Below are 26,735 nucleotides of genomic sequence, written 5' to 3'. Positions count from 1 at the left end.
AGAAGTTACTGACTTCGACTTTAGCAGCAACTCGGAGAGGTGGAATCCATGGGTGGCCGGATCAGGCTGGAGGATCGGGAGTGCCCGCTGTCCACGACGGTTCAGCACGTGGGCGAATGGTGGACGTTGCTGATCCTTCATGACGCCTTCGATGGCTACACCCGCTTCGACCAGTTCCAGGAGAGCATGGGCATCTCGTCCAGCATGCTCACCACGCGGCTGAAGACCCTGGTGGCGGACGGGTTGATGGAGCGCCGGCCGTACCAGAGCAATCCGGTCAGGTATGAGTACGTGCTGACCGATCTGGGCCGGTCGCTGCGCCCGGTCATCGTGGCGCTGGCCGCGTGGGGCAACTCCCGGCTGGCCCCCGAGCAGCGCAGCATGATCCTCGTCGAGGCGGAGAGCGGCGAGGCGGTCGAGCCCGTGGTCGTGGACGCCAGGACCGGCCGCAGGCTCGACGACAGCGACGCGTACGTGTTCGCGGCGGGACCGGCCGCCGGGCCGGGCATGCGCGACCGTTACGCGGCGCGGCGGGTCATTCGATGACGGAGGCGGCGGTGCGGCGCGGCCCCGCGTACCGCCAGAGGAAGTCGATCAGCACGGTGAGACGGTTGCGGCCGCCCAGCAGGTAGGCCACGTGCAGGCCGATCCAGGCCAGCCAGGCGAGCAGGCCGTGCATCGTCCACCCGTTGCGGAGCTGGAGCACGGCCTCGGCCCGCCCGACCGTCGCCATGATGCCCGGATCCCGGTACGCGAAGTCCCGCACCGGCTGACCCTTGACCGCCGCGGCGATCTGCCTGCCGGCGTGTTTGCCCATCTGGAGGGCGGGCTGGGCGAGCTGCGGCAGCGTGTCCGGCGGCCCCGCCAGGTCCCCGGCCACGAAGATCTCGGGGTGGGCGGGCACGTTGAGCGCCTGGGTGACGGTGATCCGGCCGCCCTTGCCCTGCGGCAGCCCCCAGTCCGCGACCTCGGGGGCGGCGGCGACGCCCATCGCCCACACGGTCACGTCGCTGTGCAGCCGGGTGCCGTCGGCGAGCACGACCGCCTCCTGCTCGACCGCCGCCACCGTCGAGCCGAGCCGCATCCGCACCCCCCGCTTGGCGAGCGCGCGGGCCGCCGCGTCCCGCAGCCTCGGCCGGTACGGCGCGAGCACGTGGTCGAGCCGCTCCACCAGGGTCACGCTCGTCTGGCCCGAGCCGATCTCGGGATGGGTCAGCGGGATCGTCCGGCGGCGCAGCTCCGCCAGGGTGCCCGCCATCTCCACGCCGGTGGACCCGCCGCCGACGACCACGACGTGGGTGGCGTCCCGCTCCCCCGCCGCCGTCTGCTCCAGGCATGCCTGCAACCGCCGGCGCAGCGCCTGGGCGTCGTGCACGGAGTAGATCGGCGACGCGTGCTCCTCGGCCCCGGGCACGCCGAGCCAGTTGGTGGTGACCCCGGTGGCCAGCACCAGGTAGTCGTAGCTCAGCACGCCTCCGTCGTCTAACTCCACGACCCGTTCGTCCGGCCGGATCTTGCTCAGTCCCGCCCGCCGGGCCCGCACCTCCCGGTAGCGCGCGGCGAACGCCCGCGTCGGGAACGACACGTCCCCCGCGCCCAGCCCGGCCGTCGCCACCTGGTAGAGCAACGGCTGGAACGTCGTGTACGGATGCCGGTCCACCAGCGTCACCCGGACGCCGGCCCGCGCCAGCTCCCGCGTGGCGGCGAGCCCGGCGAACCCGGCCCCCACGACCACGGCGTGCGGCGTGCCGGAATGCGGATTCTGAACGGTCACAGGCGATCCCTCCGAAACGAGCGTCCGTCACGAACAGGGCGAAATCGTTCGAACTGATTACTTCCCCCGTGAGCGATTAATGTGCCTCGGCCACGCTGGAAATCCCTCAGAGCACCTGAGCGCCACATTTCTGTCGCGGACCTGGCAATGCCCACGCTCCCGGCTGACTCACCTGTACCCCCGCCAGGGCGCTACACGGGAGTGACCAGCGAGATCGAATGGGCGGCGCGATGACAACCGCAGCCGGCACGTCGGCCTTTACGCCCTTTACGACTGGTGCTATGGCGACGACGCCCAGTGGCGCGGTGCGCAATTCGGGCATTGTGGACGCCACCCGGGTCGGGATGGGGTTCTGGATCAAGGATTTCAGCGTGTCCGCGTCCGGGCCGGAGACCTTCCTCGGCTGGAACCAGGGGAACATCCCCGCCGGCGGCGCCCGCGAGTTCCGCATGGGCTGGCGGCCACCGGCCCAGGGCGGCTTCTTCTTCATGCCCATCGGCTTCGCCCACTACTGCGTGGTCGTACGGATCGCTCCGCAGGCGCAGGGCAGTCCGCCCTTCGGGGGATCCCGTCGCGAACGCGTACGTGCTGCTCACGGCGCGGGACGGCGCCCAGGCCGAGCTGGTGGAGCGGCTCACGACCGGCAAGGACGGGGTGTTCTCCGGGCGACTCCCCTCCTTCACCGCCCTGCCGCCCGGTACGCCCGTCGAGATCACCTACCCCGGGGGTCTCGGATACGCGCCCTGCGCCACCCGGGTCACCGTGAACCAGAAGCCACGCATCTGGACGATGAAACCTTCTACAGACGGTAACGCTTATCCGTTCTAAGTGGATTCGTCCAGATATATCCCGTTTTGTCGGCATATGGCGGGGCACGGGGGCACTATGCGTGTCGTCGTCGTAGGTGCAAGTGGCAACGTCGGCACGAGCGTGGTGTCCGCGCTCGCCGCCGACCCGGACGTCTCCTCGATCATCGCGGTGGCGCGCCGGCAACCCGGCTGGTATCCGCCCAAAACCTCCTGGCGGACGCTGGACGTGACCACCGGGGACCTCGTGCCGCACCTGGCCGGGGCCGACGCGGTCGTGCACCTGGCCTGGCTGTTCCAGCCGACCCGCGACCGGGCCACGACCTGGCGGAACAACGTGCTCGGCAGCCTGCGCCTCTTCGAGGCCGTGGCCAGGGCCGAGGTGCCCGCCCTCGTGTACGCCTCCTCGGTCGGCGCGTACTCACCCGGCGTCGACGACCTGCCCGTCACCGAGGAGTGGCCGACCCACGCCTGGCCCACCGCCGCGTACGGCTGCGAGAAGTCCTACGTGGAACGCCTCCTCGACATCTTCGAACGCGACCACCCCACCATCCGCGTCGTACGGCTCCGCCCCGGCTTCACCTTCAAGCGCACGTCCGCCACCGAACAGCGCCGCCTGTTCGCCGGCCCTTTCCTGCCCAACCGCCTGGTACGGCCCGGCATGATCCCCTTCGTGCCCGACACGCCGGGGTTCCGGCTTCAGGCCGTACACACCGACGACGTGGCCGAGGCGTACCGGCTCGCGATCACCCAACGCGTTTCCGGGGCCTTCAACATCGCCGCCGGTCCCGTGATCGAGCCTCACCTGCTGGCCGACATCCTCGGCGCCCGGCTGATCCCGGTTCCCCGTGGCATTCTGCGCAATGCCGTCGCCGCCGCCTGGCACCTCCGCCTCATCCCGGCCTCACCCGGCCTCGTCGACCTGACTCTCCGCCTGCCGGTCATGGACACGTCCCGCGCCCACGACGAACTCGGCTGGGTTCCCGCGTACACCGCCGTCGAGGCCCTGCTCGAACTCCTGGAGGGCATGCGCACGGCCGCCGACCTCGACACGCCGCCCCTGTCCGCCCGTACCAGCGGGCCTGCCCGAATCCGCGAACTCCAATCGGGCCCGGGCCGCCGCCCCTGACCGACCCCGACACCCTGTCCGGGGGTGTGACGTCTCCCACGCGCTGGGCACAACCGCGATCGAGCCGAATCGCGGCCTCCGCACTTCTGACAGATGACTTGACTCGCTGCAAATGCGTCGCGGAATTGTTCTTATGGATGTCAAGAGCGGCGCTGACGCGTCGCACCGGGGGGCGAGATCAACTCAAGTCAAGCCGCGGAACGCGCCAAGATCATCCACTGGAGGGTCGCCATGGGCGAACTGACCACCTACAGCTACACCCGCCTGACCCGAGAAGGCCCGTGGACCTTCGCCATGCTCGCCATCGTCTACCTGTGGGCCGCTCCCGTGATCCACCTCCCCAACCGCGAAGAGATCTCCGTGTTCTCGGTCGGCGAGGCCCCCGTCCACGGCTGGTCCGGATGGACCTTCGCCCTCACCACCGCGACCGCCCTGCTGGCCCTGGCCACCGCCCACTCTCCCAGCCGCATTTCGCCGCTGCTCATCCTGCTCGCCGCGCCGGCCGCCCTGCTCTGCCTGTGGGTCACCGTCATCACCGCCACCGCCCAGCAGCACGCCACCATCGGCTACGCCACCTACCTGCTGACCGCCGCCCTGCTGGCCAACACCGTCATGGCCGCTCCCGCCTACCGCCGAGGCGACATCCCCATGCCCTCACGCGTGCGACGCATCGAGGACTGGGACCACGACAACGGCACCGGCCCCACCCCGTCCGAGACCACCAACCCCCGGCGGTACGACGACGACATTCCCGACTTCAACTGGCCTGACGACCCGGACTTCCCCGACACCTACCGCGAACGCGGTCCCCGCGCAGTGTGACCACGATCAGCCGGCGGCGCCACCTGCGCGACCACCTCATCCTCGGTAGAAACCCGGTATCCCACGACCTGATCATCACCCGGCACGCGGCACGGATGCGCGAACGGCAGAGCGACGGCCGCATCAGCGGCCGAGTCGTGGATGGGTGCGGGGCGGCCAAGTAGGGGAGCCATCAGCGGCCGCGATCGCCCGAGCCATACCCCGCACCTTGCGGTGAGCCAACCCTGCGGATGGCTCGCTCAACCGCGCCAACAAGGTAGGACGGTCGCCCTGCGGATGGCCTGCGGCATGTCACCGGCCCAACGCTCCCGCGTCATCCTTCGCCCGCCCGTCGTGCGGGATACTCTTGCGCGTCTCTTTTCTGGAGTTTGGGGCGGTTATGGGTGGGGCTGGCTTACGGCGGGTGATGGTGCGGCGGAGCCGGGAGGGGCATCGGGCCGCGACTCCGCTGGAGTTGTTGTTCGATCTGTGTTTCGTGGTGGGGGTGGCGCAGGCGGCGGCGAGTCTGCACCATGCGCTGGCGGAGGGGCACGCGGGTTCGGGCGTCGTCGGGTACGCGATGGTGTTCTTCGCGATCTGGTGGGCCTGGATGAACTTCACCTGGTTCGCCTCCGCGTATGACACCGACGATGTGTCGTATCGGTTGCTGGTGCTGGTGCAGATCGTGGGGGTTCTGATTCTCGCGGCGGGGGTGCCCCGGGCGTTCGAGGAGAAGAACTTCGGGCTGATCACCCTGGGGTATGCGGTGATGCGGCTGGCGATGGTGGCGTTGTGGCTGCGGGCGGCCAGGGAGGATCCGGAGGGGCGGTCGTGTGCGGTCCGGTACGCGATCGGGATCGCCGCCGTGCAGGGCGGCTGGCTGGCGCGTCTTGCTGTCGAGCGGCTGACGGATCTCGGGGACGCGCCGATGCTTGGGCTGTTCGCGCTGCTGGCGGCTGCCGAACTGGTGGTGCCGTTGTGGGCGGAGCGGTACCAGCAGACGACGTGGCATCCGCGTCATATCGCCGAGCGGTACGGGCTGTTCACGCTGATCGTGCTGGGTGAGTCGGTGCTGGCGGCCACGCTGGCCATTCAGGCGGGGCTGGACCGGGGGCTGGCCACGGCGGCGCTGGTGCCGGTGGCGCTCAGTGGTGTGGTGATCGTGTTCGGGATGTGGTGGCTGTACTTCTCCCGGCCCGCCCATCGGCTGCTGACGTCCAACCGGACCTCGTTCCCGTGGGGCTACGGCCACTACCTGATCTTTTCCTCGGCCGCCGCAGCCGGGGCGGGGCTGGCGGTCGCGATCGACTACGCCACGCACACCGCGCACGTCGGCGGTTTCGGGGCCGGCATGTCCACGGCCGCGCCGGTGGCGGTCTTCCTGCTCAGCGTGTGGCTCGTCCACCTCCGCCCCCATCGGGCGGACCGCCGCATCGACCTCGCCTTCCCGGTCACAGCCGCCCTCGTCCTGCTCACACCCCTGACCCCACTGCCACTCCCCCTGACCGCGCTCCTGCTCGTCGCCCTCACCGTGACCGTCCAGACGGACCCCGCCCACCCACTCACTGATACCGATCTGAGCGATCCCGCATAGGGCTGAGCGCACTGGTTGGCGAGTTGACCATTGTGTTGGTCAGCCAGGTGGGCGACAGTACCCGCGGACGTCGTTGCACAGCGGGTCCGTAGGATCGCCGGCATGGCACTGCGACCTGTTCAGGTGAACATAAAGGCTCTTGATGCCTCGGCGGTCGGGCGGTTCTGGGCGGAGGCTCTTGGCTGGAGTGCTTACAGCCCTGGCGTGACCACCTACGTCGGACCCGGCGGCGGCCTCGTTTGGCCCGACCCGGTCGCCGTCTGCGTCGACGTGGTTCCCGTCCCTGGACCCAAGACAGCGACGAAGAACCGGGTGCATCTCGATCTTGCCACCACCTCCGCGGCCCATCAGGCGGAGGTGGTCGCGCACGTGAAGGCTCTCGGTGCGACGCCCGCCCACGTGGGCCAGGGTGAGGTGCCGTGGACGGTCCTCGCCGACCCGGAGGGCAACGAGTTCTGCGTGCTGGAGCCCCGGGAGATCTACCGGGACACCGGGCCGATCGCCCGGGTGGTGGTCGACTGTGCGGATCCGCGGGCCATGGCCCGGTTCTGGGGTGAGGCGATGGACTGGGCCCTGCACGAGGTGACTGACGCTCATGCGGTGTTGCGCTCGGTCAAGGGTGTCGGCCCGTATCTGGAGTTCCTTCGCACGCCCGACGTGAAGACCGTGCCAGACCGCGTCCATCTTGACCTGCTCCCGTACCCGGGTGACGACAAGGCGGCGGAGGTGGCCCGGCTGCGGGCCCTGGGCGCCACCGACCTCGACCTCGGCCAGGGCGACGTCCCGTGGACGTGCCTGGCCGACCCGGAGGGCCACGAGTTCTGCGTCCTCGCCTCGCACTGACCCTTAACGACACCCCGGCACGTGAGCCTTGTGCGCTGATCGAAAGTGATCGTTAGAAGTGGCCGGTGACGAGGTCGGCGAACTCCTCTGGGGTGACGATGCGTACGCCGAGTTTTTCGGCCTTGTCCTTCTTGCTGCCGGCCTTCTCGCCTGCCACCACGAGTGAGGTCTTGGCGGAGACGCTGCCGGAGGACTTGCCGCCGGCGCGTTCGACGAGTTCGTTCATCTCGTTGCGGGACAGTGCGGCTAGCGGGCCGGCCATGGCGCCGGTCACCACCACCGACATGCCCGCCAGCGGCAGGGCGGGCGCGCTCTCGGCTCCGGAGGCGGCGTCGGAGGCTGCGTCAGGGGTGGATTCGGAAGCGGTGGCGGCGGAAGGGGGGATGGCGCCGGGTTCGGTCATGGAGACGCCGGCGGAGACGAGTTTGTCGATGAGGGGGGCGAGTTCGGCTAGTTCGGCTACCAGGAGGGTGGCCTTTTCGGGGCCGATGCCCTCGACGGCCTGGACGCCGTCCACGTCGGCGGCCCTGATCGCGTCCATGGTGGCGAAGTGGCGGGCGATGCGCCGGGACATGGAACGGCCGGTGCCGCGCACACCGAGGGCGCAGAACACCTTGCTGAGGGGTTTGCCCTTGGCTCGCTCGATGGCGGCGAGCAGGTTGTCGGTGCTGATCTCGGCCATGCGGTCGAGGCCGAGGATCTGTTCCCTGGTGAGGGTGAACAGGTCGGCGAAGTCGCCGATCAGGCCGGCGGTGACCATCTGCACGATCCTGGTCTCGCCGAGTCCTTCGATGTCGAGCTGGTCCCGGCCCACCGCGTACTTGATGGACGCGACGGTGTGGCAGTCGCGGCCGCGTACGCAGCGCCAGCGTTCCTGGGAGGCGTCGATCTCGCCGCCGCAGCGTGGGCAGGCGGACGGGAACACGATCGGCTGCTCCGCGCCGGTGCGCAGGTGAACGACCGGCGCTTCGATGCGCGGGATCACGTCTCCGGCCTTGTAGATGGTGACCGAGTCGCCGAGCATGAGGCCGCGGCGGGTGATGTCGGCCGGGTTGTGCAGGGTGGCGTAGGTGACCAGGCTGCCGTCCAGGCGCACGGGTTCCAGTACCGCGCGGGGCGCGATGACTCCGGTCCGGCCCACGTTCCACGTCACGTCGAGCAGCTTGGTGATCTTCTCGGTGGCGGGCAGCTTGTACGCGATCGCCCATCGGGGGGCGCGTGAGCTGAAGCCGGCCTGGTCCTGGTCGACGGCCAGGTCGGTCTTGATGACGATGCCGTCGATGCCGAACTCCAGCTCCGGCCGGAGCGCGGCGATCTGCTCGATCCTGGCCTGGATCTCCGGCAGCGTGGCGGCCACGGTCCCGGCCACCGGTGTCTCCTCGGTGGTGCGCACGCCGTATCCGGCGATGAGCTTCATGAGGTCGCTGTGGGCGGCCTCGCGCACGGCGGTGGACTCGCCCTCGAAGGGAAGCGCGCCGTACCCGAAGAAGGTGGTTTCGCATTTGTAGGTGCGTTCTCTGGCGCGCAGGGTGCCGGCGGCGGCGCTGCGGGCGTTGGCGAAGGGCACACCGTCGTGGGCGACCCTCGCCTCGTTGGCCGCCTCGAACTGCGCGGTGGTCATCAGGACCTCGCCCCGGATCTCCACACTGACCCGTTCGGCCAGCGTGGCGGGCAGGCCGAGCACGGTGCCGATGGCGTGCGACACGTCCTCACCTGCCACGCCGTCGCCACGGGTGACCAGTTGGACCAGGCGGCCGTGCCGGTAGCGGGCCGACACCGCCAGACCGTCCAGCTTGGGCTCCACGCTCCACCGTTCGACCGGCCGCCCCAGCCGGCGCTCCAGGCCCGCCGCCCAGGTGGCCAGGTCGTCGGCCGAGAACACGTTGTCCAGGCTGAGCATCGGGACCGTGTGGGGCACGTCGCCGACGACCGCTCCCCCGGCCACCTTGCCGGTGGGCGACTCCGGCAGAAGGTGCTCGGGGTGGGCGGCCTCGTACGCCTCGATCCCCCGGACCAACCGGTCATAAGTATCGTCGTCGAGAACCGAGTCACCGTCGGCGTAGTAGGCCGCGGCGGCGGCCACCGCGGACTTCACCGCCGCCGCGTAGGCGGCCTGGTCGGCGATCGGCGTGGCATGCGGCAAAGGCTCGGCGACCCCACCGGGCTGGGCTTCAGTCATGCCCCCATCGTGCACCCCGCCACCGACAGAATCAGCCTCCCGCCCCTACCCGGACCGGCCACGACGTCTCGGAAGGAAACCTCCTCCGGAAGCTCCTGAGAGACGACCCGTGCGAGAGGACGGAGCCTCCGGTGCCGGGTGGCATCGGAGGCTCCGTCGTTGTGGATCGGAGTCACGGGTGGGCTAGAAGGCGGCGCCTCCCGGCTGGACCACGCCGTTGACGGTGAGCTGGTACGGCGCGTACTGGGTGACCTGCTCGGTCGGCTCGTCGTACGCGACGATGGCGACGACCTTCTTGAAGGGAACCGCGAGCAGCAGTTCCACCCGGTTCAGCGAGAAGCTCGTCTTGCCGTTGAACTCCGCCTGCAGAGCGATCTTGTTGGACTCGTCGAGCCCCACCAGCCGCACGTTCCAGTTCTTGATCTGGACGGGCTTGATCTGGGTGGGCGTCTTGAACGGCGCCAGGCTGGAGCCGTCGCTGACCACCGTGGACCCCACGGTGACGTCGTCCACCCGCAGGCCGCCCTCGTTGACGCCGCCGTCGCTGACGTACTGGAAGCCGAGCAGGATGGACTGTCCCGCGTACGCCGACAGGTCGAAGGTGTGCGGCTCGAAGCCGGTGGTGGTGCCGTTGAGGGACGGGCCGAGCGGTCCCTCCACGGTCTGGTCGCCGGAGATGGCCGTGTAGGTGGTGCCGCCGTCGGCGGAGACGAGCACGTAGCCGTAGTCGTAGCCCTCCTCCGCGCCGTACTTGGCGAGGAAGCGCAGGGTGGGGTCGGCGGCCGGGACGGTCACCGAGGCCACGGCGGTGGCGTTGATGTTGTTGCCGTCGCCGGACCAGAGCACGGGGTTGCCGGGCCGGTCCGGGTCGGTGGAGACGCTCGTCCAGGTCAGCGGCTGCGGCGGCAGCGACTTGGCGCCCTTGAAGCTGAGCGAGCGCAGTTCGCTGCCCTTCAGCACGGTTCCATTGGCCTTCTGCAGGGCGACGTAGTCGGCGCCGTTGGGCGCGGCGCCCGGGTTGTCGTTGACGTTGGGGTTGGCGAAGTTGACCGTGGAGCGCAGGCTCTTGGTGGTCACCCGGCTCTTCGGCACGCCCAACATGACGCCGTGCCTGGAATCTCCGATGATCTTGTCGACCAGGGTCATGGTCTGGTGGTCGTGCAGCACCTTGTACGGATCGGAGACGCCCTCCGCCTCCAGCGCCGCGTCCAGGCTCGCCAGGCCCTGCCGTTCGCCGTCGCGGTGGAGCCGGGACATGAGGTCGGTGCCGTACCGGTCGTAGAGGAAGAGCATGGCGGAGTAGGCGTGGCCGTAGTCGGAGAGGACCTCGCTGGGCTGGCCCTCACCCCAGAGCGTGAGCGAGTTCTCCGGGCCGCCGCAGTCGCGCGGGTTGGGGTTGTACTGCGTCTGCACGGAGCCGAAGCCCTGGTAGCAGTAGATGTGGCTGTCCGGCGCGGGGTCGAACACGGTACGGGTGGCGTCCACGTACCCGACCAGGGTCTGCGCGAAGTCGGACAGGCCCTCGTTGATCCAGTTCCCCTCGAACGGGTCGGTGTAGTAGTGCAGCAGGTGCTGCCACTCGTGCGCGAAGACGCCCTCGTACAGGCGCGGGCGGGCCGGGCGGCTGGTGCACAGGTCCGCGGTGGACGCGTCGGCCGGACTGGCACCGGTGCGGTGCTCCCAGTCGAAAGCGTCAATTGTCATGACATTTCGGTCGGTCCAATTGTTGATGGCCGACGAGAAGAATCCGGCGATGTAGGTGGGGAACGCCGGGAAGTCGAAGAAGTTGTCGTCTTTGACGTTGTCGATCAGCGCGACCGTGCGGTCGCCCTGGCCGGTGTAGTCGCCCGCGATGATCGCGCCGCTGCCGTCCCGGTCCGGCGGGGTGCTGAAGGCCGCCGTCTCCTTCGGGTACATGTTGGTGTCGAACTCGCTGATCAGGCTCGCGACCTGCTGGTCGGTGACCGTGGTCGAGCCGGGGATCTGGGTACGGCAGTCGCCGGCCGGGAACGCCGTGTCGTTGGCCACCCAGACCTCGATCTTGGAGCCCACCCCGCGCAGCGTGAACGTTTTGAGGTACGCCTGGCCGATCGTGTCGTCCAGGGCCGGCCAGGTCCGCACCGTGCCCACCGGCGGCGTCACGGCCGCGGCGGCGGAGCGCGCCTTGCTCGCCCTGGGCGTGTACACGAAGGGCGCGTCGATCTCCTTGCCGGACAGTTTCGTGATCTTGCCGGTGAACTCGCGTACGTCGCTGGGCGCCGGCGCGCCCGGGGCGGCGCCCGCTGGCGCCGGGAGGAGGGTGAGTAAGGGCAGGACAAGAGCCGTGGCCGCCAGTCCCGCGAACCGCTTGCGGGCCATGGAATCCCCCTTGGGTGCTCGGTCGTCGGAAGTCCGCCGCGCATGACAGATGCGCTGACATGAACGTGATTACTCGTCATATCAATACGACACAAGAGGCTTCATTTGCCAATAAATCGCGACAATTTCAGGACTTTTCGCTTAACAATGCGTTTTGTCCTGGAGTGTCGCAATCTGTCAAGGGGATTTCAGCGGAATGGGCGCGCGGACCCGTCCCGACCTAACGGGTCCGCGCGCCCCTGAGGGGGTTAGCTCCGCGTGCTCTGCGGCGGGCCGAGGTAGCTGGTCAGCACCCCGCCGGTGTCGACGACGATCTTCTGCACGATCACCGTCGGATCCACCATCCAGAACTTGAGCGTGTGCGCCCCCGCCTGGGTGACGGTGTGCGTGGTGGTCGTCCGGTTGACGTTGTCGGAGGTGTTGCGCTCCCACTGCCGGTTCATCCGGGTGTCGTCCGAACCGGTGGCCGCGATGATGTCCACCACCTGGGGCGCTCCGTCGTCGATCGAGACGGCGTACTTGAGGCCCTCGGTGGCGAGCACGTTGTTGCGCGGCGACAGGTAGGCCGTCACCTTCACCGGACCCGTGGTGAACAGGTGCATCTTGTACTCCAGCCGCGGGCTGTCACCGCCCGGCGTCTGGCGCGCCGCCGTCACCGGGATCGGCGTCAGGCCCGATCCGGTACGGCCGATGCCCGGGATGCGCTTCCACGACACCCCACCGGAGGAGACGGCCCTGGAGTACTGGTCCGCCTCCATCGACACGTACCCGTTGGCCTCGACGAAGCCCTTCACCTGCCCGGTGTTCGGCTTCTGCACTACGGCCTTCACTACCACGCTGGACCCGCCGGGCCCGGTCACGGTGATCGGCACGTTGGTCGTGCCCTTGGGCGCCTTGGACCAGTCGACCCGCAGGGTGCTGCGGACCTGCTTGTCCAGCCGGCCCCGGCTGGGCTCGGCCTTCAGCCAGGAGACCGACGGCTTGATCTGGTAGTCGAAGGCCGTCGTGCCCCGGTTGAACACCTCGATGTACTGCGCCGGCTGGCTCTGGTACGGGCTGAACGCCGGCAGCACCGCGGGCGCCGTGGAGTTCGGCCACCAGGCGTCCGAGCCGTCCAGGGCCACGCCCATCTCGGCCGCGGCCGGCAGCGTGATGCGCTTGACCGCGGGGAAGATCTCGTCGGGCAGGGCCACGTTGTTCAGCTCGGGCTGCTGCCAGGGCGCGTTCGGGCCGTACCTGGCGATGTCGCCGTAGCCGATCTTGGGCTGGAGCTGCCAGTTCTTCCACTTGCCGCCCGCCAGCGCGGTGTTGTAGTGGTGGTTCATGGCCTGGTCGTCGGCGAACCTGGCTTCGGCGAGCGCGGCCAGGTCGTTGGTGAGGGCCCGGCCCTGCGCGGCGTAGCGGATGTTGTCGAACTCGGCCAGGCGCAGCGCGTACAGGTTGGCGGTGGCCTTGACCTGGTAGAGCACGAGCTGGAAGTAGGCGTCCTGGGCGGCGGAGCCGAGCTGGCGGCCGATCTTCTCGGCCCGCGACGACAGGGCCGCCCACTCGGCGGTCACCAGTTCCATCTCGCGGTAGTTGGTCAGGCTGTAGGGGTTGGCCTGGTCGTCGTAGAGCACCGCGCTGGAGTCGGTGGACAGGTCCTTGGCCGGGTCCAGGCTGATCAGGCGGTTGAGCAGCTCGGGCTTGCGCCGGGACTGCAGCGCCGCGTAGTCGTGCAGGACCTCGGCGATGGCCTCGGCCTTGTCCGTGCCGAAGTTCTGGGCCGCGTACTGCTCCTCCCACTCGGAGATCTTCTCCAGCGGCCACCTGTCCGGGTTCCACGCGTAGTCGAGGAAGAACTGGAGCGGGAGTTCCTCGTTCTTCATGTCGCCGACGTTGACCACCCAGAGCCGGTCCACGCCGTACTTGTAGGAGAGGTTGAGCTGCTCCCAGATGTTGGGCAGCTGGTTGGTGTCCACCCACTTGTAGTTGCGGCCGCCGCCGACGTAGTCGTAGTGGTAGTAGAGGCCGTAGCCGCCGGCCCGGGCGGGCATGCTCTGGTCGGGCAGCTTGCGCATGTTGCCCCAGTTGTCGTCGGTGAAGACGACGGTCACGTCGTCGGGCACGCGCAGGCCGCGGTCCCAGTACCGCTGGACCTCCTTGTAGAGGGTCCAGACCTGCGGGACCTCCGTGACGGGCTTGCCGGCCTCGGCGGCGAGGATCTCGCGCTCGCTCTCGATGATGCTCCGCATCAGCTCGATGCCGTCGCCGTCGGGCAGGCTCACGTCGCCGTTGCCGCGCATGCCGAGCGTGACGACGCCCTCGAAGTCCTCCTCGCGCATGCGGCGGATGCCGTCCCGCCAGTACGCCTTGATCGCGTCGGGGTTGCGGCGGAAGCTCCACTCGCCGGTCCCGCCGTACGGGTCGCGGCCTGGGGTGACGATGTTGCCCGCCGAGTCGCGTACGGCGGCCACCGCGTGCCGGTTCCACTCCTCGATGCCCCGCATCATGGGGGCCTCGTGCGAGGTGCCCATGATCACGCCGTACAGCTTGGCGGTGGCGTGGTTGGCGGGGTCGTCCTCGGCGAAGGCGCGGCCCCAGACGGCCGGCCACAGGTAGTTGGCCTTCAGCCGGAGCATGGTCTCGAAGACCTTGGCGAACAGGTGGCGGTTGAAGCCGCCCTCGAAGCCGGGCGCGAGGCCGGGGCCGAAGAACTCGGGGCCCCAGGTGCCGAGCGCGGGGTTCTCGTCGTTGATGAAGAAGCCGCGGTACTTCACGGCGGGCGTGCCCTGGGTGTGCCGTCCGGGCTCGACGTAGAGCGAGCCGCGGCGCTTGACGGGCACGTCGTCCCACCAGTACCAGGGCGAGACGCCGATCTCCTTGGACACGTCGTACGCGCCGAAGATCGTGCCGCGCTGGTCGCTGCCGGCGATCACGAACGCGCTCCGCACGCCCGGCAGCGGGTTGCGCACGACCTGCTCGATCGTGGTCTCCCACTTGCCGGCGATGCTCGACACGTCCAGCTTGCCCGCGGCGACCAGGCCGTCCACGAGCGGGCTGCGCCCGAGCGTGCCGATGATCACCACATCGCCCTGGGTCGGCGTCTGGTTGGACACCGCCGGGCGCACGCCGGTCACCTTCTGGATGTCGGACTGCAGGTCGCCGACCACCCGGACCACACCGGGATAGTCGTCGGCGCTGACCACCAGCGGGGCCGCCCTGCCCCCCGCGACCAGCGGGAACCTGCCGTTTCCTGGACTGCTGACAATGTAGGAGTCATGCTGGGCGCCCGCCTCGGCGGGCATCGCCGTCACCCCCGTCCCGACCGCCAGCGCGACGGCCAGCAGGATTCTGGACATGACGGAACCTGCGGAGAGCCTTGCCATGAACGACCTCCGGGGTTGCGAGAGTTCCGAAAGTTTCCAACGTCAAACGAAACTTTCACCATCGACGCATCCCGGGATGTTAGACCGGGCGCTTACCCTGGTCAACTACGGACGGTAAGTACGCAGGCTCAAAGATGTACGTTTCATCGGGAACGTTCGAAAACGATGCGCCGGAGCCGGTCCGCCGACGGCCGGTCCAGCACCCGCACGCCATGCGCGGGCGGCAGTTCACCCGACCTGGCCCGGGTCAGCAGCGAGCCCCAGCGGCGGCGGTGCCGGGCGAAGGTGGTCTCCGACACGATCCGGCCGCGGGCGATCTGCCCGGCGCGGGCGACCACCGCCGGGACGTCCAGCATGACCACGTGGAGCTGGCGGCCGGTGAGGCGGGCCAGCAGGGCGAAGCCGTACAGCAGGTGCGGCCAGGCGGCGCGGGAGTGGGCGACGACGGGATGGCCGTTCGGGAGGGCGCGGGCGATCCGCCAGACGTGGGTGAGGTGCACGACCAGGCTCCGGCCCCGGCGGGGCAGGCGCGGCAGCAGGCGGGCCCAGCGGACCCGGGCCTGGCGGGAGTCGATCACCAGGGCGCCGTGGCGCAGGACGGGACGGGTCTCGTCGCCGCGCAAGCCGTACAGCTGGTCCAGGAGGGTGCTCTTGCCCGCGCCGGGGAGGCCGGTGAGCAGGACCAGAGCCCGCGGCGGGAAGGCGATCTCCAGCGCGCCGGTCCCGGAGCGCGGGCTGGGAGAACGCATGCACGACACGATAACGGCTGGCAGGGGGCGGCGACGCGATGACAGCGACCCTCACTGGAGTCGACTCCGCCTGTGAAAATTACAGCCGCGGCCTGGGTGTCCCGGCGGCCGGGCGCGGGTTCGCTTGCCGGGGGGCCGGTCCTGCGTAGCGTGTGCGCGTGTGCGCAGCAGACTCCCTTTCCCGGCCCTGGCCCTCGCCCTGTCGGTGGCCGTCGCGGGCAACGCGGCGCCCACGGCGGCGGCCGCATCCGCCGAGGGTCCGCGGCTGTCGGTCGACCTGACCGCCGGGCGGCACCCGATCAGCCCGTACATCTACGGGACCAACTTCACCGACGAGGCGCTCGCCGCGGAACTGCGCCTGCCGGTGCGCCGGTGGGGCGGGAACGCGACCACCCGCTACCACTTCCGTTACGACACCACCAACCGGGCCTCCGACTGGTTCTTCGAGAACATCGAGGAGGAGAACGGCGACCCGGCCGCCCTGCCGGACGGCTCCTCCACCGACGAGTTCGTGGAGCAGGACCGCCGCACCGGCACCGCCACCGTGCTGACGCTGCCGCTGATCGGCTGGGCGCCGAAGGCCCGTGACGGCTCGTGCGGCTTCTCCGTCGCCAAGTACGGCCCGCAGCAGCGCACCGACGAATGGCGCCCCGACTGCGGCAACGGCGTACGCCCCGACGGCAGCCCGGTCACCGGCAACGACCCGCGTGACACGAGCGTCGAGGTGGGGGCGGCCTACATCGCCGACTGGCTCGGCCACCTCACCGGCAAGTACGGCACCGCCTCCCAGGGCGGGGTGAAGTTCTACAACCTGGACAACGAGCCGGACATCTGGCACAGCACCCACCGGGACGTGCACCCGCTGGGCGCGAGCTCGGCGGAACTGCGGGACCGGGCGTACCTGATCGGCGCGGCCGTCAAGGCGGCCGACCCTGGCGCGAAGACGCTCGGCCCGGTCGGCTGGGGCTGGACCTCGTGGGACTACTCGGGACTCGACCAGGAGACCTGCGCCAGGACCGGCTGCTGGGGCGACCCGCCGGACCGGCCCGCGCGCGGCGGCCTGCCGTTCACGACCTGGTACCTGCGGCAGATGAAGGACTACCAGGACCGGCACGGCGTGCGGGTGCTGGACTACTTCGACATGCACTTCTACCCGCAGGCGGGCGGTGTGGCGTTCGGCGGGGGCGGCGACCCGGCGGTGAACGCGCTGCGGCTGCGCTCCACCCGGGCGCTGTGGGACCCGTCGTACACCGACGAGAGCTGGATCGGCACCCAGGTGCGGCTCATCCCCCGCATGAAGGAGCTGGTCGCCGCCAACTACCCGGGCACGGGCACCGCCATCACCGAGTACAACTGGGGCGCGCTCGACCACGTCAACGGCGCGCTGGCGCAGGCCGACATCCTCGGCATCTTCGGCCGCGAGGGCCTCGACCTGGCCACCCTGTGGGCCCCGCCGTCCGCGAACCAGCCGGGCGCGTACGCGTTCCGCATGTACCTCAACCACGACGGCGCGGGCGGCCGCTTCGGCGACGTCTCCGTCTCCTCCACCAGCGCCGACCAGGGCGCCCTGTCCGTGTACGGCGCCGAGCGCGGCTCCGACGGCGCGCTCACCGTGATGGTCGTCAACAAGAGCGGCGCCGACCTGACCAGCCCCGTGGACCTCACCGGCCGCCACGCCCCCGCCGCCCAGGTCCACCGGTACGGCGCGGCCAACCTGACCGCCATCGTCCGCGCCCCCGACCAGGCCCTCACCCGTACGGCCACCGGCTCCACCTTCACCCACACGTTCCCGGCCGACTCGATCACCCTGTTCACGGTGCCCCGGCAGCGGGCCGAGGCCCGGTACCGCAACCTGGACCACGCCACGCGCAACGACACGATCAAGCCGGCGTTCCAGGCGGTCAACCCCGGCCCGCAGCCCATCGCGCTCGACCGGGTGACGATGCGCTACTGGTTCACCCGCGACGGCGCGTCCCCGGTGACCGTCTCCTGCGAGCGGGCCCAGCCCGGCTGCTCCAAGATCACCCGGAGGGTGGTGCCGCTGGCGTCGCCCCGGCCGGGGGCGGACGCGTACCTGGAGGTCGGCTTCACCGGCGGCACGCTCGGCGCCGGCGGTTCCACCGGCCCGATCGAGCTGCGCCTGAGCCGCAGACACGGCGGGTTCAACGAGCACGGCGACCACAGCTGGGCCGCTCCGGCCCCCGGTTACGCCGCCAACCCGAAGGTCACCGTCTACGTGGACGGGGTACGGGTGGCGGGCGCGGAACCGTGACGGACGCGGGCGCGGCGGCCCCCCTGCCGCCGCGCCCGGCGGGCTTGAGACACTTTCGACCATGAGTTTCCTGCTGGCCATCAGCGACCTGCACATCGGGTACGCGGACAACCGCGAGATCGTGGAGCGGATCCGGCCCCGGACGCCGTCGGACTGGCTGCTGGTGCCCGGCGACATCTCGGAGAAGGTGGCCGGCGTCGAGTGGGCGCTCGGGCTGCTGGCGTCCCGGTTCGAGAAGGTGGTGTGGGCGCCGGGCAACCACGACCTGTGGACCCACCCGTCCGACCCCGACCCGGTGCGGGGCGTGGAGCGGTACGAGCGGCTGGTGAAGATGTGCCGGGAGCTCGGGGTGGTGACGCCGGAGGATCCGTACCCGATCTGGGAGGGGCCCGGCGGGCCGGTCACCGTCGCGCCGCTGCTGCTGCTCTACGACTACACCTTCCGCATGCCGGGGGTGGACTCGAAGGAGGAGGCGCTGCGGCGGGCGCACGCGGCGGGCGTGGTGTGCACGGACGAGATGGTGCTGCACCCCGATCCGTACCCGAGCATCGACGCGTGGTGCGCGGCGCGCCTGGACGAGACCGAACGCCGCCTGGCCGACCGGCCGCCGGGCCTGCCGACCGTGCTGGTCAACCACTACCCGCTGGTCAGGGACCCGACGTTCGTGCTGCGCTACCCGGAGTTCGCGATCTGGTGCGGCACCGAGCGCACCGCCGACTGGCACCTGCGCTTCGACGCGGCCGCCGTCGTCTACGGCCACCTGCACATCCCCCGCACCACCTGGTACGACGGCGTGCGGTTCGAGGAGGTGTCGCTCGGCTACCCGCGCGAGTGGGGTCCGCGCGAGGCGCCGCCCGGCGTGCTGCGGCAGATCCTGCCTAGTCCGGCAGCGTGATCGCGGTCACCACCAGGCCGGACTCGCACAGCCAGCGGCCGTCGAAACCGGTCAGGCCGCGCGGCCCCGGCACCAGGAGGCGCGCCCTGAAGGTGCCCGCCGGGTCGAGTTCGATCTCGGCCTCCTCGAAGCCGAGCCAGCGGCGGGCCAGCGGGAACCACGCCTTGTAGACCGACTCCTTGGCGCTGAACAGCAGGCGGTCCCAGTGCACGCCCCCATGCATGTCCCTGTGCATGTCGCCCAGCGCCAACCGCTCCGCGGGGAGCGCGACGACGTCCAGCACTCCGTCCGGCAGCGGCGCGTTGGGCTCGGCGTCGATGCCGATCGTGACCGCCTCCAGGGACAGCGCGGCGGCGCGGTAGCCGTCGCAGTGCGTCATCGCGCCCACCACCCCGGGCGGCCAGCCGGGCGCGCCGCGCTCGCCGGGCACGATCGGCGCGGGCGGCACGCCGAGCCTGGCCATGGCCCGCCGCGCGCAGTGGCGCGCCGTGGTGAACTCCCGCCGCCGTTTCGCCACGGCCGGCGCGATGTAGCGCTCCTCCTCCGGGAACAGCGTGGCCTCCGCCGGATCGTCGAACGCCTCCGCGCTCGCCACCCATGACGGCAGGATCTTCTCGATCAACGAACTCCTCCGGGATCGGCTACAGGGACAGGCCCAGCAGCCCGGTCTGCACGCCGACCGACACGTCCAGGCCGGTGCCGCCCAGCAGCGGCGGCAGGCCGACGGACGCCTCGACCTCCAGGACCGGCTGCCCGGCCGGCTCCGACGCGGGCGGCTGGGCCGGCTGCGTCGGCTGCGTCGGCTGCCCGGTGTCCTCCGTCACGGGCACCGGTTCCCGTGTGCCGTCGTCCTGCTCGTCCGGCACCGAGGTCGTCGTCGCGCCGGTCGTCGCGCCGCCCTTGCGCTTCGGCCCGGGAGTGGGCGAGGCGGTCGGGCTCGCGGTGCGCGGGGACCCGGTCTCCTCGGCGATCACGGCCGGCCGGTGGGCGGGCAGCTTCTCGGTGTTCCGTACGGGTTCGACGACCGCGAGGCTGGGCGTGGGCAGCAGCGTCACCCGGGCGGGGGGCTGCGGCGCGGCCTGGTTCGACTGGCGGGCGGGCCGGTCCCCGGCGGAGAAGGCCACCACGACCACGGCGGCCGCGGCCAGGGCGGCCACGGTGGCGATCTTGATCCGGCTGGAGCGGGGGGCGGGGAGCCGTACCGGCTCGGGAAGGGCAGGTTGGTGGGGAGCCGGTTCGTAGGAGGAGGCCAGCGCGGCGAGCGCCACCCGGCCGGGGCGCTCCCAGTCGGGCCCGAGGGCGGCCACCGCCGCCGCCTCCACCTCGGCCGCGAAGATCGCCGCCGAGGACGGCCGGTGCTGCGGCGTCTTGGCCAGGCCGCGTTCCACCAGGCGGCGCAGTTCCTCCGGGACCTGCTCGACCGGCGGCGGCACGGTCCGGTGCAGCCAGCCCAGCCGCGCCTCCCCCGCGGCCTGGAAGGGCGGGGCTCCGGTGAGGCACTCGAAGAAGACGGCCGTCGCCGCGTACATGTCGCCGGCCGGGCTGGCGGGCGCGCCCCGCCACAGCTCCGGCGCCCGGTACTCGGGCGGGTCGGCGGACCGGCCGCCCAGCCGGACACCGCCCCCGGAGGTGACGGTCACCTCCGCCGCGGCCGCCTCGGCGCCGTCGCGGTGGGCCGCCGCCAGGGCGACCAGCGAACCTTTCAGCACCAGCAGCGCCGCCGCGAAACCGGTCGCGCCCTCTTCCCTGATGAGCAGGCGTAATCTGACCCCGTCGCCGTCGCTCACGTCGCCCACGTCCGCGTCGCCGCCCTCTCCCTCGACCAGCTCGACGTTTCCCTCGACCTTCTCGCGCCAGGCTCCGTCCGGGCCCGCCATGACGGCCTCCCAGGATAGGGGGTCAGACCACCTTATCTACGGACGTTAGCCACCTATATCTCTAGTGTCGAGACCGCCGGAACGCCGCCTCTCGACAGACCGGGTCCCGCGAATCACGATGAAATCGCGGAACGACTGGGGAGGTGCCGTGGCGCGAAGGTCCAGGAGGTCCTGGGGTGCCTGGGGTGACATCGCCTTCGGTGGATTTCTCGTCCTGACCATGGTGGGCGTGACCGCGCTCCTGATCCGGCCTCCCGCGTCGCCGCGCCCGGCCCGGACGCTGGCCGTACCCGCGTTCCCGGCGCAGCTGGCGGCCTTCCCGGCCGTGCAGGAGGTGTGGCCGGACGCCGTGGTCAAGGTCCCGGCCTGGTCGTCGTACCGCGACCTGGCGTTGCGACCGCTGGCGCGGCTGGACGGGACGCGGGTGCTCATGGAGGAGGTCGGCGACCCCGGCCAGGAGTCCACGCTGGTCGCGTACAACCTCCAGATGGGCCTGGGCGTGCCCATGGGCACGATCCCCAACCGGCGGGGACGCGACGAGCACGAGATCACCTCGGCCGTGGCCGAGGACGACGTGGTCGCCTGGTACCGCACCGTCGAGGAGGACGGCCGGACCTCCGGCGAGTTCTGGACGATGCCGTCAGACGGCGGCGAGGCGGTGCTGCTCGCGACCGTCCCCGGCGTCACCGTCGGCCGCGACCCGAGACTGGCCGTCAACGGCGAGCACCTGTTCTTCACCTTCCCGCACGGCGGCCTCGACCGCGTCCCGCTCAAGGGCGGCGAGGTCCAGCGGGTGGCCGGCACCGAGGGCATGCGGCTGAAGGACTGGCCGTGGCTCGGCGACGACCGCCGCCTGGTCAACCTGCTCACCGGCGAGCGCATCACCGTCCGGGCCCCCGCCGACGCCGACGTCAACTGCGGCCCCCGCTGGTGCGTCGGCACCCAGATCGTCTCCTCCACCAGCGTGCGGGTCTTCGTGCAGCGGCCCGACGGCTCCCGGCGCGCCATGCTCCCGCAGTGGGTGGTCTTCCCGTTCGGCCTGCTCGGCCAGCGCTACCTCCTCCTCCAGACCGTGCCGCCCCGCGGCTCCTCCGCCGGCGACGGAGTCCCCAGCTCCGTCGTCTACGACCTCGACACCGGCGTCACCGCCACCCTCATGACCCTGTACGGTCCCGAGCCCGTCCTCGGCGCCGGCGGCGTCAACCCCGGCGTGGCCGACCCCCTCGTCTACTGGGCCACCCCCGACAAGGCCACCGACCCGCCCAAGAGCGAGTCCAAACGCAACCTGGTCCGCTCCGCCGCCACCTTCGCCATGACCCACCAGGGCGTCGACGCCCTCTTCGCCGTCCCCGAGAAGTACTGGCTCCTCGACACCTCCGCCCTCGCCGGCTAGGCAATGATAAGCTGACTTATTATAGGTTCACTTATCATCGGGGTTCCATGGACCGTCCCACGGGGATGTTCGACCGCGACTACGAATGGTCAGAGCTGTCGCGATTCGTGAGCTATCCCGGCGCGGAGGCGACGCTCGGCGTGGTGTCCGGGCGGCGGCGGCAGGGCAAGACGTTCCTGCTGGACGCGGTCTGCCAGGCGACCGGGGGCTTCTACTTCGCCGCCACCGAGGCGACCGAGGCGGAGTCGCTGCACCAGTTCGGCACCGCCCTGGCCCGGTACCTGGGCGAGCCCGCGCCGCGCCGGTTCCCCGGCTGGGACGAGGCCGTCCGGGTGCTCATGTCGCTGACCAGAAGCGCGCCGCTGCCGGTCGTGCTGGACGAGTTCCCGTACCTGTCCAAGGCGTCGCCGCAGCTGCCCTCGCTCATCCAGCGGGCGCTGGGGCCGCAGGGGCAGCGGGAGGGCGGCCCGGTGCGGCTGCTGCTGTGCGGCTCGGCCATGTCGTTCATGGGCGGGCTGCTGGCGGGCACGGCTCCACTGCGCGGCCGGGCCAGCCTGGAGCTGGTGGTGCCGACGCTGGACTACCGGCTGGCCCGGGAGTTCTGGGAGATCGAGGACCCGCGCCTGGCGTTCCTGGTGAACGCCGTCGTCGGCGGCACGCCCGCCTACCGCCGGGAGTTCACGCTCGGCGACGTCCCCGCCGACCGGGACGACTTCGGGCCGTGGGTGGTCAGGAACGTGCTCAATCCCGGCCGCCCGCTGTTCCGCGAGGCCAGGTTCCTGCTCGCCGAGGAACCCGAACTTCGCGACACGGCGCTCTACCACGGAGTGCTGTCGGCCATCGCGGGCGGCAACCACGCGCGCGGCGGCATCGCCTCCTACCTCGGCCGCAAGTCCACCGATCTCGGGCACGCGCTGACCGTGCTGGAGGACGTCGGCATGATCGCCCGCGATCCGGACGTCTTCCACGGCAAGCGCGCGGCGTACCGGATCACGGAGCCGGTGCTGGCCTTCTACCACGCCATCATGCGCCCGGAATGGACGGACCTGGAGCGCCCCGGCTACGGCGCGGCCGTCTGGGAGCGGTCCCTGAGCCGGTTCCGGAGCAAGGTGCTCGGGCCGCACTTCGAGCACCTGGCCAGGACCTGGGCCCGCTGGCACGCCGCGAGCGACACCCTGGGCGGGCTCCGCGTCAGGGTCGGCTCCGGCACGATCCCGGATCCGGAGCGGCGGACCGGCCACGAACTCGACGTGGTGGTCTTCGGGCGCGACGACGACGGGCGGGAGCGGGTGCTGGCGATCGGCGAGGCCAAGAGCGGCGACGTCATGGGGCAGGCGCACCTCGACCGCCTGGAGCGGGTCCGGCGGCTGCTGGCGCGCCGCGAGGGAGGCGTGGCGGACGGCGTCCGGCTCCTGCTGTTCGGCGGTGCGGGTTTCATGCCCGCGCTCACCGAGGCGGCCGCGGCCCGCGAGGATCTGGAGCTCATCGGGCTCGACAGGCTCTACGAGGGCGACTGACGGAGGGCGGCGGGGCCGACACACTGTTGCTTGACGAGGGATCGGGGCGATCATAGTGTCGGCGGGAACGCTCCCGTTGAGTCCGAACGCATTCGCCGTACTCCCAGGGAGCATCCCGAATGATCGAGCTGCCGCTGTCGGCCGCCCAGGAGCGTGTCTGGTTCCTCCAGCAGGTGGACCCGCAGGACGCCTCCTACCATCTGTCCCAGGCCACCCGGCTCACCGGTCCGGTGGACGCGGCGCGGCTGGCCCGCGCGTTCACCGGGGTCGTCGCCCGGCACGAGGCGCTGCGCGCCAGGTTCCCGGCCGGGGACGGCGGGCCGGTGCAGGTGATCGACCCGCCGTGGGAGTTCGAGCTGGCGCGGGTGGCGGCCGAGGGGGCGGAGGGGCCGCTGCTGACGGCGCTCATCGAGCGGCCGTTCGACCTGGCCGCCGGGCGGCTGGTGCGGGCGTGGCTGATCGAGTGCGGCCCGGACGAGCACGTCCTGTGCGTGGTGACGCACCACATCGTCTGCGACGGCCGCTCCATCGGCATCATCGCCGACGAGCTCACCGCCCTGTACGGCGAAGCCCCCCTCGACCCCTTACCCGTCCGGTACTCCGACGTCGTGAAGACGGAGGAGGAGAGCCCCGAGTCCCTGGCGTACTGGACGGGCGAACTGGCGGGGGCGGCGCCGCTGGAGCTGGCCACGGACCGGCCGCGCCCGGCGGTGGCGGCGACGGCGAGCGCGCACCTGCTGCACCCGCTGCCCGGCGAGGCGACGACCGCGTTCGCGGCGCTGGCCGCGCGGGAGCGCTGCACGCTGTTCATGGCGCTGATGGCGGTCTACCAGGTGCTGCTGTCGGCGCGCAGCGGCCAGACGGACTTCTGCGTGGGCTTCCCCACGGCCGGGCGGGACAGGATGGAGCTGGAACGCCTGGTCGGCTACTTCTCCAACACGGTCGTGTCCCGCGCCGACCTGTCCGGCGACCCGGCCTTCACCGAGGTGCTGCGGCGCACCCGCACCCGGCTGCTGGCCGGATACCGGCACCAGAAGGTGCCCTTCGAGCGGCTGCTGCCCGCGCTGGACATCGAGCGCGACCTGAGCCGCACGCCGCTGTTCCAGACCATGTTCGGCATGCACCACCAGACCGGCGGCCCCGGCCTGGTCCTGGAGGGCGTGCGCTGCGAACGCGCCGACGCCGGGTTCGACCACATGCCGTACGACCTGAAGGCGGACATCTTCGGCCTGAGCGGGGTCTGGCAGCTGCTGCTCGTCTACGACACTGGCCTGTTCGACGAGGAGACCATCCGCGGGTACGCCCACGAGTTCGAGACCCTCATGACCCGCCTGGCCGCCGACCCCGGCCTGCGCCTGTCCGAGCTGACCGCCCCGGCCGGCGCGGAGCGCGAGCGCCTGATCCACGCGTGGAACCGCACCGCGCCGCCGGTCCGCGACCTGGTCCCGGACCGGTTCCGGCGCCAGGTGGCCGAACGCCCGGACGCGATCGCGGTCAGCGCGGGCGACACCCGCCTCAGCTACGCCGAGCTCGACCGCCGCGCCGACGACCTGGCCGCCCGCCTGCCCGTACGCCCCGGCGAGCTGGTGGCCGTCTGCCTGCCCAGGACCGCCGAGTCCCTGGTGGCGCTGCTGGCCGTGCAGCGGACCGGCGCCGCGTACGTGCCGATCGACCCCGCCTACCCCGCGGCCCGCTTGTCCTTCGTGCTGGACGACTGCGCCGCCAGCCTGGTCCTGGCCACCTCGGAGACGGTCAGGGCGCTGCCGGACCACCCGGTGCCGACGGTGCTCGCCGACGACCCGCCGCCCGCCCGCGAGGGGTTCGCCCGCGCGCCGGTCCGGGGCTCGGACACGGCCTACGTGCTCTACACCTCGGGCTCGACCGGCAAGCCGAAGGGCGTGCCCGTCCCGCACGCCGCCCTGGCCAACCTGCTGGCCTCGATGGAGGCCCTGCTCGGCGCCTCCCCCGAGCACGTCTGGCTCGGCCTCACCTCGCTCTCCTTCGACATCTCCGCCCTGGAGCTCTACCTGCCGCTGGTCACCGGCGGCCGGGTCGAGATCGCCGGGGCGGCCGCGGCGGCGGACGGCTTCGCCCAGTCGCGACTGATCAAGGAGGCGGCGGTCACCCACGTGCAGGCCACGCCGTCCGGCTGGCGCATGCTGCTGGACTCCGGCTACCGCGACCCCGAGCTGACCGCCCTGGTCGGCGGCGAGGCGCTGGGCGCGGAGTTGGCCCGCCGCCTGCGCGCCTCCACCGGCCGCCTGGTCAACGTGTACGGCCCGACCGAGACCACCATCTGGTCCACCTCCTGGGAGGTCCCGGCCAAGCCGGCGGCGGTCAGGATCGGCGGCCCCATCGGCGGCACCCAGGTCTACGTCCTGGACGAACGCCTCAACCCGGTCCGCACCGGCGTCCCCGGCGAGCTCCTCATCGGCGGCGCCGGGGTGGCGCACGGCTACCTCGGCCGCCCGGCCCTCACCGCCGGCCGTTTCGTCCCCGACCCGTACGGCGAGCCCGGCGGCCGCCTCTACCGCACCGGCGACATGGTCCGCTGGCGGCGCGAGGGCGAGCTGGAGTTCCTGGGCCGGACCGACAACCAGGTCAAGGTGCGCGGCCACCGGATCGAGCTGGGCGAGGTGGAGGCGGCCTGCGAGGCGTTCCCCGGCGTCACGCAGGCGGTGGCCGCCGTGCACGAGGAGAACCTGATCGCGTACGTGGTGGGCGAGGTCAGCCTGGGCGCGGTCTCCCGGGCGCTGGCCGCGACCCTGCCCGCGCACCTGGTGCCCGCCCGGTTCATCCGGATCGCCACCCTGCCGATGACCCCGAACGGCAAGGTCGACCGGGCCGCGCTGCCCAGCCCGGTCGCGCAGCGCGCCGCGTTCACCCCGCCCAGGACCGACGCGGAGGCCCTGGTCGCCGACATCTGGACGGAGGTGCTCGGGGTGCCGCGGGTGGGCGTGGACGACGACTTCTTCCGCCTCGGCGGCCAGTCCCTGCTGGCCGTACGGGTGGCCGCGCGGCTGCTCGCCATCACGGGCGTGGAGCTGCCGATCCTCACCATGTTCACCCGCCGTACGGTGGCCGACCTGGCGGTCGCCCTGGAGGAGGGGCTGGCCGCCGAGCTGTCGGACCTGACCGACGAGGAGGCGGAACGCCTGCTCGCCGGCGAATGATCAGACG

Annotated in this window: 19 protein-coding genes; 12 read left to right on the top strand and 7 right to left on the bottom strand. The window is 71.3% G+C overall.

The window, feature by feature from the left end:
• Nucleotides 1-48: 48 nt before the first annotated feature.
• Nucleotides 49-546 (top strand): winged helix-turn-helix transcriptional regulator, encoded by a 498-nt coding sequence (locus tag Aph01nite_RS29805; protein WP_204044352.1) that lies wholly within the window; start codon nucleotides 49-51, stop codon nucleotides 544-546.
• Here Aph01nite_RS29805 and Aph01nite_RS29800 read toward each other — a convergent pair.
• Nucleotides 536-1,774 (bottom strand): NAD(P)/FAD-dependent oxidoreductase, encoded by a 1,239-nt coding sequence (locus tag Aph01nite_RS29800; protein WP_204044351.1) that lies wholly within the window; start codon nucleotides 1,772-1,774, stop codon nucleotides 536-538. The genes Aph01nite_RS29805 and Aph01nite_RS29800 overlap by 11 nt on opposite strands.
• A 585-nt stretch (nucleotides 1,775-2,359) precedes the next feature.
• On the opposite strand from Aph01nite_RS29800, the gene Aph01nite_RS29795 reads away from it, so the two are divergent.
• From Aph01nite_RS29795 to Aph01nite_RS29770, 6 genes are all read left to right on the top strand, one after another.
• The gene (locus Aph01nite_RS29795) at nucleotides 2,360-2,602 is read left to right on the top strand and encodes a hypothetical protein (protein ID WP_204044350.1); all 243 of its coding nucleotides are present in this window, start codon (nucleotides 2,360-2,362) and stop codon (nucleotides 2,600-2,602) included.
• 57 nt (nucleotides 2,603-2,659) lie between these two features.
• Nucleotides 2,660-3,709 carry an NAD-dependent epimerase/dehydratase family protein gene (locus tag Aph01nite_RS29790; protein ID WP_204044349.1) on the top strand — a complete coding sequence of 350 codons (1,050 nt, stop codon included), beginning with the start codon at nucleotides 2,660-2,662 and terminating at the stop codon, nucleotides 3,707-3,709.
• 231 nt (nucleotides 3,710-3,940) lie between these two features.
• Complete coding sequence (locus Aph01nite_RS29785) at nucleotides 3,941-4,531, top strand: hypothetical protein (RefSeq protein WP_204044348.1); 591 nt, start codon at nucleotides 3,941-3,943, stop codon at nucleotides 4,529-4,531.
• Entirely contained in the window at nucleotides 4,528-4,695 is a 168-nt protein-coding gene (locus Aph01nite_RS29780; RefSeq protein ID WP_204044347.1) for a hypothetical protein, read from the top strand. Before Aph01nite_RS29785 ends, Aph01nite_RS29780 begins: the two co-directional genes overlap by 4 nt.
• Before the next feature lie 242 nt (nucleotides 4,696-4,937).
• Nucleotides 4,938-6,104, top strand: coding sequence for a low temperature requirement protein A (locus tag Aph01nite_RS29775; protein ID WP_239162086.1), 1,167 nt, complete (start codon nucleotides 4,938-4,940; stop codon nucleotides 6,102-6,104).
• A 102-nt stretch (nucleotides 6,105-6,206) separates the two neighbouring features.
• Entirely contained in the window at nucleotides 6,207-6,947 is a 741-nt protein-coding gene (locus Aph01nite_RS29770) for a VOC family protein (protein WP_204044345.1), read from the top strand.
• Nucleotides 6,948-6,999: 52 nt separating this feature from the next.
• Here Aph01nite_RS29770 and ligA read toward each other — a convergent pair whose 3' ends face one another.
• The 4 genes from ligA to Aph01nite_RS29750 form a co-directional block, all read right to left on the bottom strand.
• Nucleotides 7,000-9,126: an NAD-dependent DNA ligase LigA gene (gene ligA / locus Aph01nite_RS29765; protein WP_204044344.1), complete on the bottom strand. Its 2,127-nt coding sequence runs from the start codon at nucleotides 9,124-9,126 to the stop codon at nucleotides 7,000-7,002.
• 183 nt (nucleotides 9,127-9,309) lie between these two features.
• The gene (locus Aph01nite_RS29760) at nucleotides 9,310-11,484 is read right to left on the bottom strand and encodes a choice-of-anchor J domain-containing protein (RefSeq protein ID WP_204044343.1); all 2,175 of its coding nucleotides are present in this window, start codon (nucleotides 11,482-11,484) and stop codon (nucleotides 9,310-9,312) included.
• Between the two features lie 248 nt (nucleotides 11,485-11,732).
• A complete protein-coding gene (locus tag Aph01nite_RS29755; RefSeq protein ID WP_204044342.1) occupies nucleotides 11,733-14,825 on the bottom strand; it encodes a glycosyl hydrolase 115 family protein in 3,093 nt (1,030 codons plus the stop codon).
• Between the two features lie 170 nt (nucleotides 14,826-14,995).
• A complete protein-coding gene (locus Aph01nite_RS29750; RefSeq protein WP_204044341.1) occupies nucleotides 14,996-15,601 on the bottom strand; it encodes an ATP-binding protein in 606 nt (201 codons plus the stop codon).
• Between the two features lie 160 nt (nucleotides 15,602-15,761).
• Here Aph01nite_RS29750 and Aph01nite_RS29745 point away from each other — a divergent pair, with 160 nt between their 5' ends.
• Nucleotides 15,762-17,873, top strand: a complete 2,112-nt coding sequence (locus tag Aph01nite_RS29745; protein WP_204044340.1) for a glycoside hydrolase family 44 protein — start codon at nucleotides 15,762-15,764, stop codon at nucleotides 17,871-17,873.
• Between the two features lie 61 nt (nucleotides 17,874-17,934).
• Nucleotides 17,935-18,768, top strand: coding sequence for a metallophosphoesterase family protein (locus Aph01nite_RS29740; RefSeq protein WP_204044339.1), 834 nt, complete (start codon nucleotides 17,935-17,937; stop codon nucleotides 18,766-18,768).
• Here Aph01nite_RS29740 and Aph01nite_RS29735 read toward each other — a convergent pair.
• Together Aph01nite_RS29735 and Aph01nite_RS29730 are read right to left on the bottom strand one after the other, a co-directional pair.
• Entirely contained in the window at nucleotides 18,752-19,390 is a 639-nt protein-coding gene (locus tag Aph01nite_RS29735; RefSeq protein WP_204044338.1) for a 4'-phosphopantetheinyl transferase family protein, read from the bottom strand. The genes Aph01nite_RS29740 and Aph01nite_RS29735 overlap by 17 nt on opposite strands.
• Before the next feature lie 19 nt (nucleotides 19,391-19,409).
• The gene (locus Aph01nite_RS29730; RefSeq protein ID WP_204044337.1) at nucleotides 19,410-20,645 is read right to left on the bottom strand and encodes a protein kinase domain-containing protein; all 1,236 of its coding nucleotides are present in this window, start codon (nucleotides 20,643-20,645) and stop codon (nucleotides 19,410-19,412) included.
• A 229-nt stretch (nucleotides 20,646-20,874) separates the two neighbouring features.
• Between Aph01nite_RS29730 and Aph01nite_RS29725 the strand changes: the two genes are divergently transcribed.
• The 3 genes from Aph01nite_RS29725 to Aph01nite_RS29715 all read left to right on the top strand — a co-directional run bounded on the left by Aph01nite_RS29725 (nucleotide 20,875) and on the right by Aph01nite_RS29715 (nucleotide 26,728).
• Entirely contained in the window at nucleotides 20,875-22,038 is a 1,164-nt protein-coding gene (locus Aph01nite_RS29725) for a TolB-like translocation protein (protein WP_204044336.1), read from the top strand.
• 47 nt (nucleotides 22,039-22,085) lie between these two features.
• On the top strand, nucleotides 22,086-23,555 hold the full coding sequence (locus Aph01nite_RS29720) for an AAA family ATPase (protein WP_204044335.1): 1,470 nt from the start codon (nucleotides 22,086-22,088) through the stop codon (nucleotides 23,553-23,555).
• A 119-nt stretch (nucleotides 23,556-23,674) separates the two neighbouring features.
• The gene (locus tag Aph01nite_RS29715) at nucleotides 23,675-26,728 is read left to right on the top strand and encodes a non-ribosomal peptide synthetase (protein ID WP_204044334.1); all 3,054 of its coding nucleotides are present in this window, start codon (nucleotides 23,675-23,677) and stop codon (nucleotides 26,726-26,728) included.
• Nucleotides 26,729-26,735 lie beyond the last annotated feature (7 nt).

The organism is Acrocarpospora phusangensis, assembly GCF_016862995.1.
GTDB lineage: Bacteria > Actinomycetota > Actinomycetes > Streptosporangiales > Streptosporangiaceae > Acrocarpospora > Acrocarpospora phusangensis.
The sequence above is the reverse complement of the archived record's forward strand: the minus strand, read 5'-3'. Positions and strand labels throughout refer to the sequence as shown.

What these genes read in the sequence shown, in the direction of transcription:
- Aph01nite_RS29805 (WP_204044352.1), top strand. Translation starts at nt 49, where the DNA reads ATGGGTGGCCGGATCAGGCTGGAGGATCGGGAGTGCCCGCTGTCCACG.
- Aph01nite_RS29790 (WP_204044349.1), top strand. Translation starts at nt 2,660, where the DNA reads ATGCGTGTCGTCGTCGTAGGTGCAAGTGGCAACGTCGGCACGAGCGTG.
- Aph01nite_RS29785 (WP_204044348.1), top strand. Translation starts at nt 3,941, where the DNA reads ATGGGCGAACTGACCACCTACAGCTACACCCGCCTGACCCGAGAAGGC.
- Aph01nite_RS29775 (WP_239162086.1), top strand. Translation starts at nt 4,938, where the DNA reads ATGGTGCGGCGGAGCCGGGAGGGGCATCGGGCCGCGACTCCGCTGGAG.
- Aph01nite_RS29770 (WP_204044345.1), top strand. Translation starts at nt 6,207, where the DNA reads ATGGCACTGCGACCTGTTCAGGTGAACATAAAGGCTCTTGATGCCTCG.
- ligA (WP_204044344.1), bottom strand. Translation starts at nt 9,126, where the DNA reads ATGACTGAAGCCCAGCCCGGTGGGGTCGCCGAGCCTTTGCCGCATGCC.
- Aph01nite_RS29760 (WP_204044343.1), bottom strand. Translation starts at nt 11,484, where the DNA reads ATGGCCCGCAAGCGGTTCGCGGGACTGGCGGCCACGGCTCTTGTCCTG.
- Aph01nite_RS29755 (WP_204044342.1), bottom strand. Translation starts at nt 14,825, where the DNA reads ATGTCCAGAATCCTGCTGGCCGTCGCGCTGGCGGTCGGGACGGGGGTG.
- Aph01nite_RS29750 (WP_204044341.1), bottom strand. Translation starts at nt 15,601, where the DNA reads ATGCGTTCTCCCAGCCCGCGCTCCGGGACCGGCGCGCTGGAGATCGCC.
- Aph01nite_RS29740 (WP_204044339.1), top strand. Translation starts at nt 17,935, where the DNA reads ATGAGTTTCCTGCTGGCCATCAGCGACCTGCACATCGGGTACGCGGAC.
- Aph01nite_RS29730 (WP_204044337.1), bottom strand. Translation starts at nt 20,645, where the DNA reads ATGGCGGGCCCGGACGGAGCCTGGCGCGAGAAGGTCGAGGGAAACGTC.
- Aph01nite_RS29720 (WP_204044335.1), top strand. Translation starts at nt 22,086, where the DNA reads ATGGACCGTCCCACGGGGATGTTCGACCGCGACTACGAATGGTCAGAG.
- Aph01nite_RS29715 (WP_204044334.1), top strand. Translation starts at nt 23,675, where the DNA reads ATGATCGAGCTGCCGCTGTCGGCCGCCCAGGAGCGTGTCTGGTTCCTC.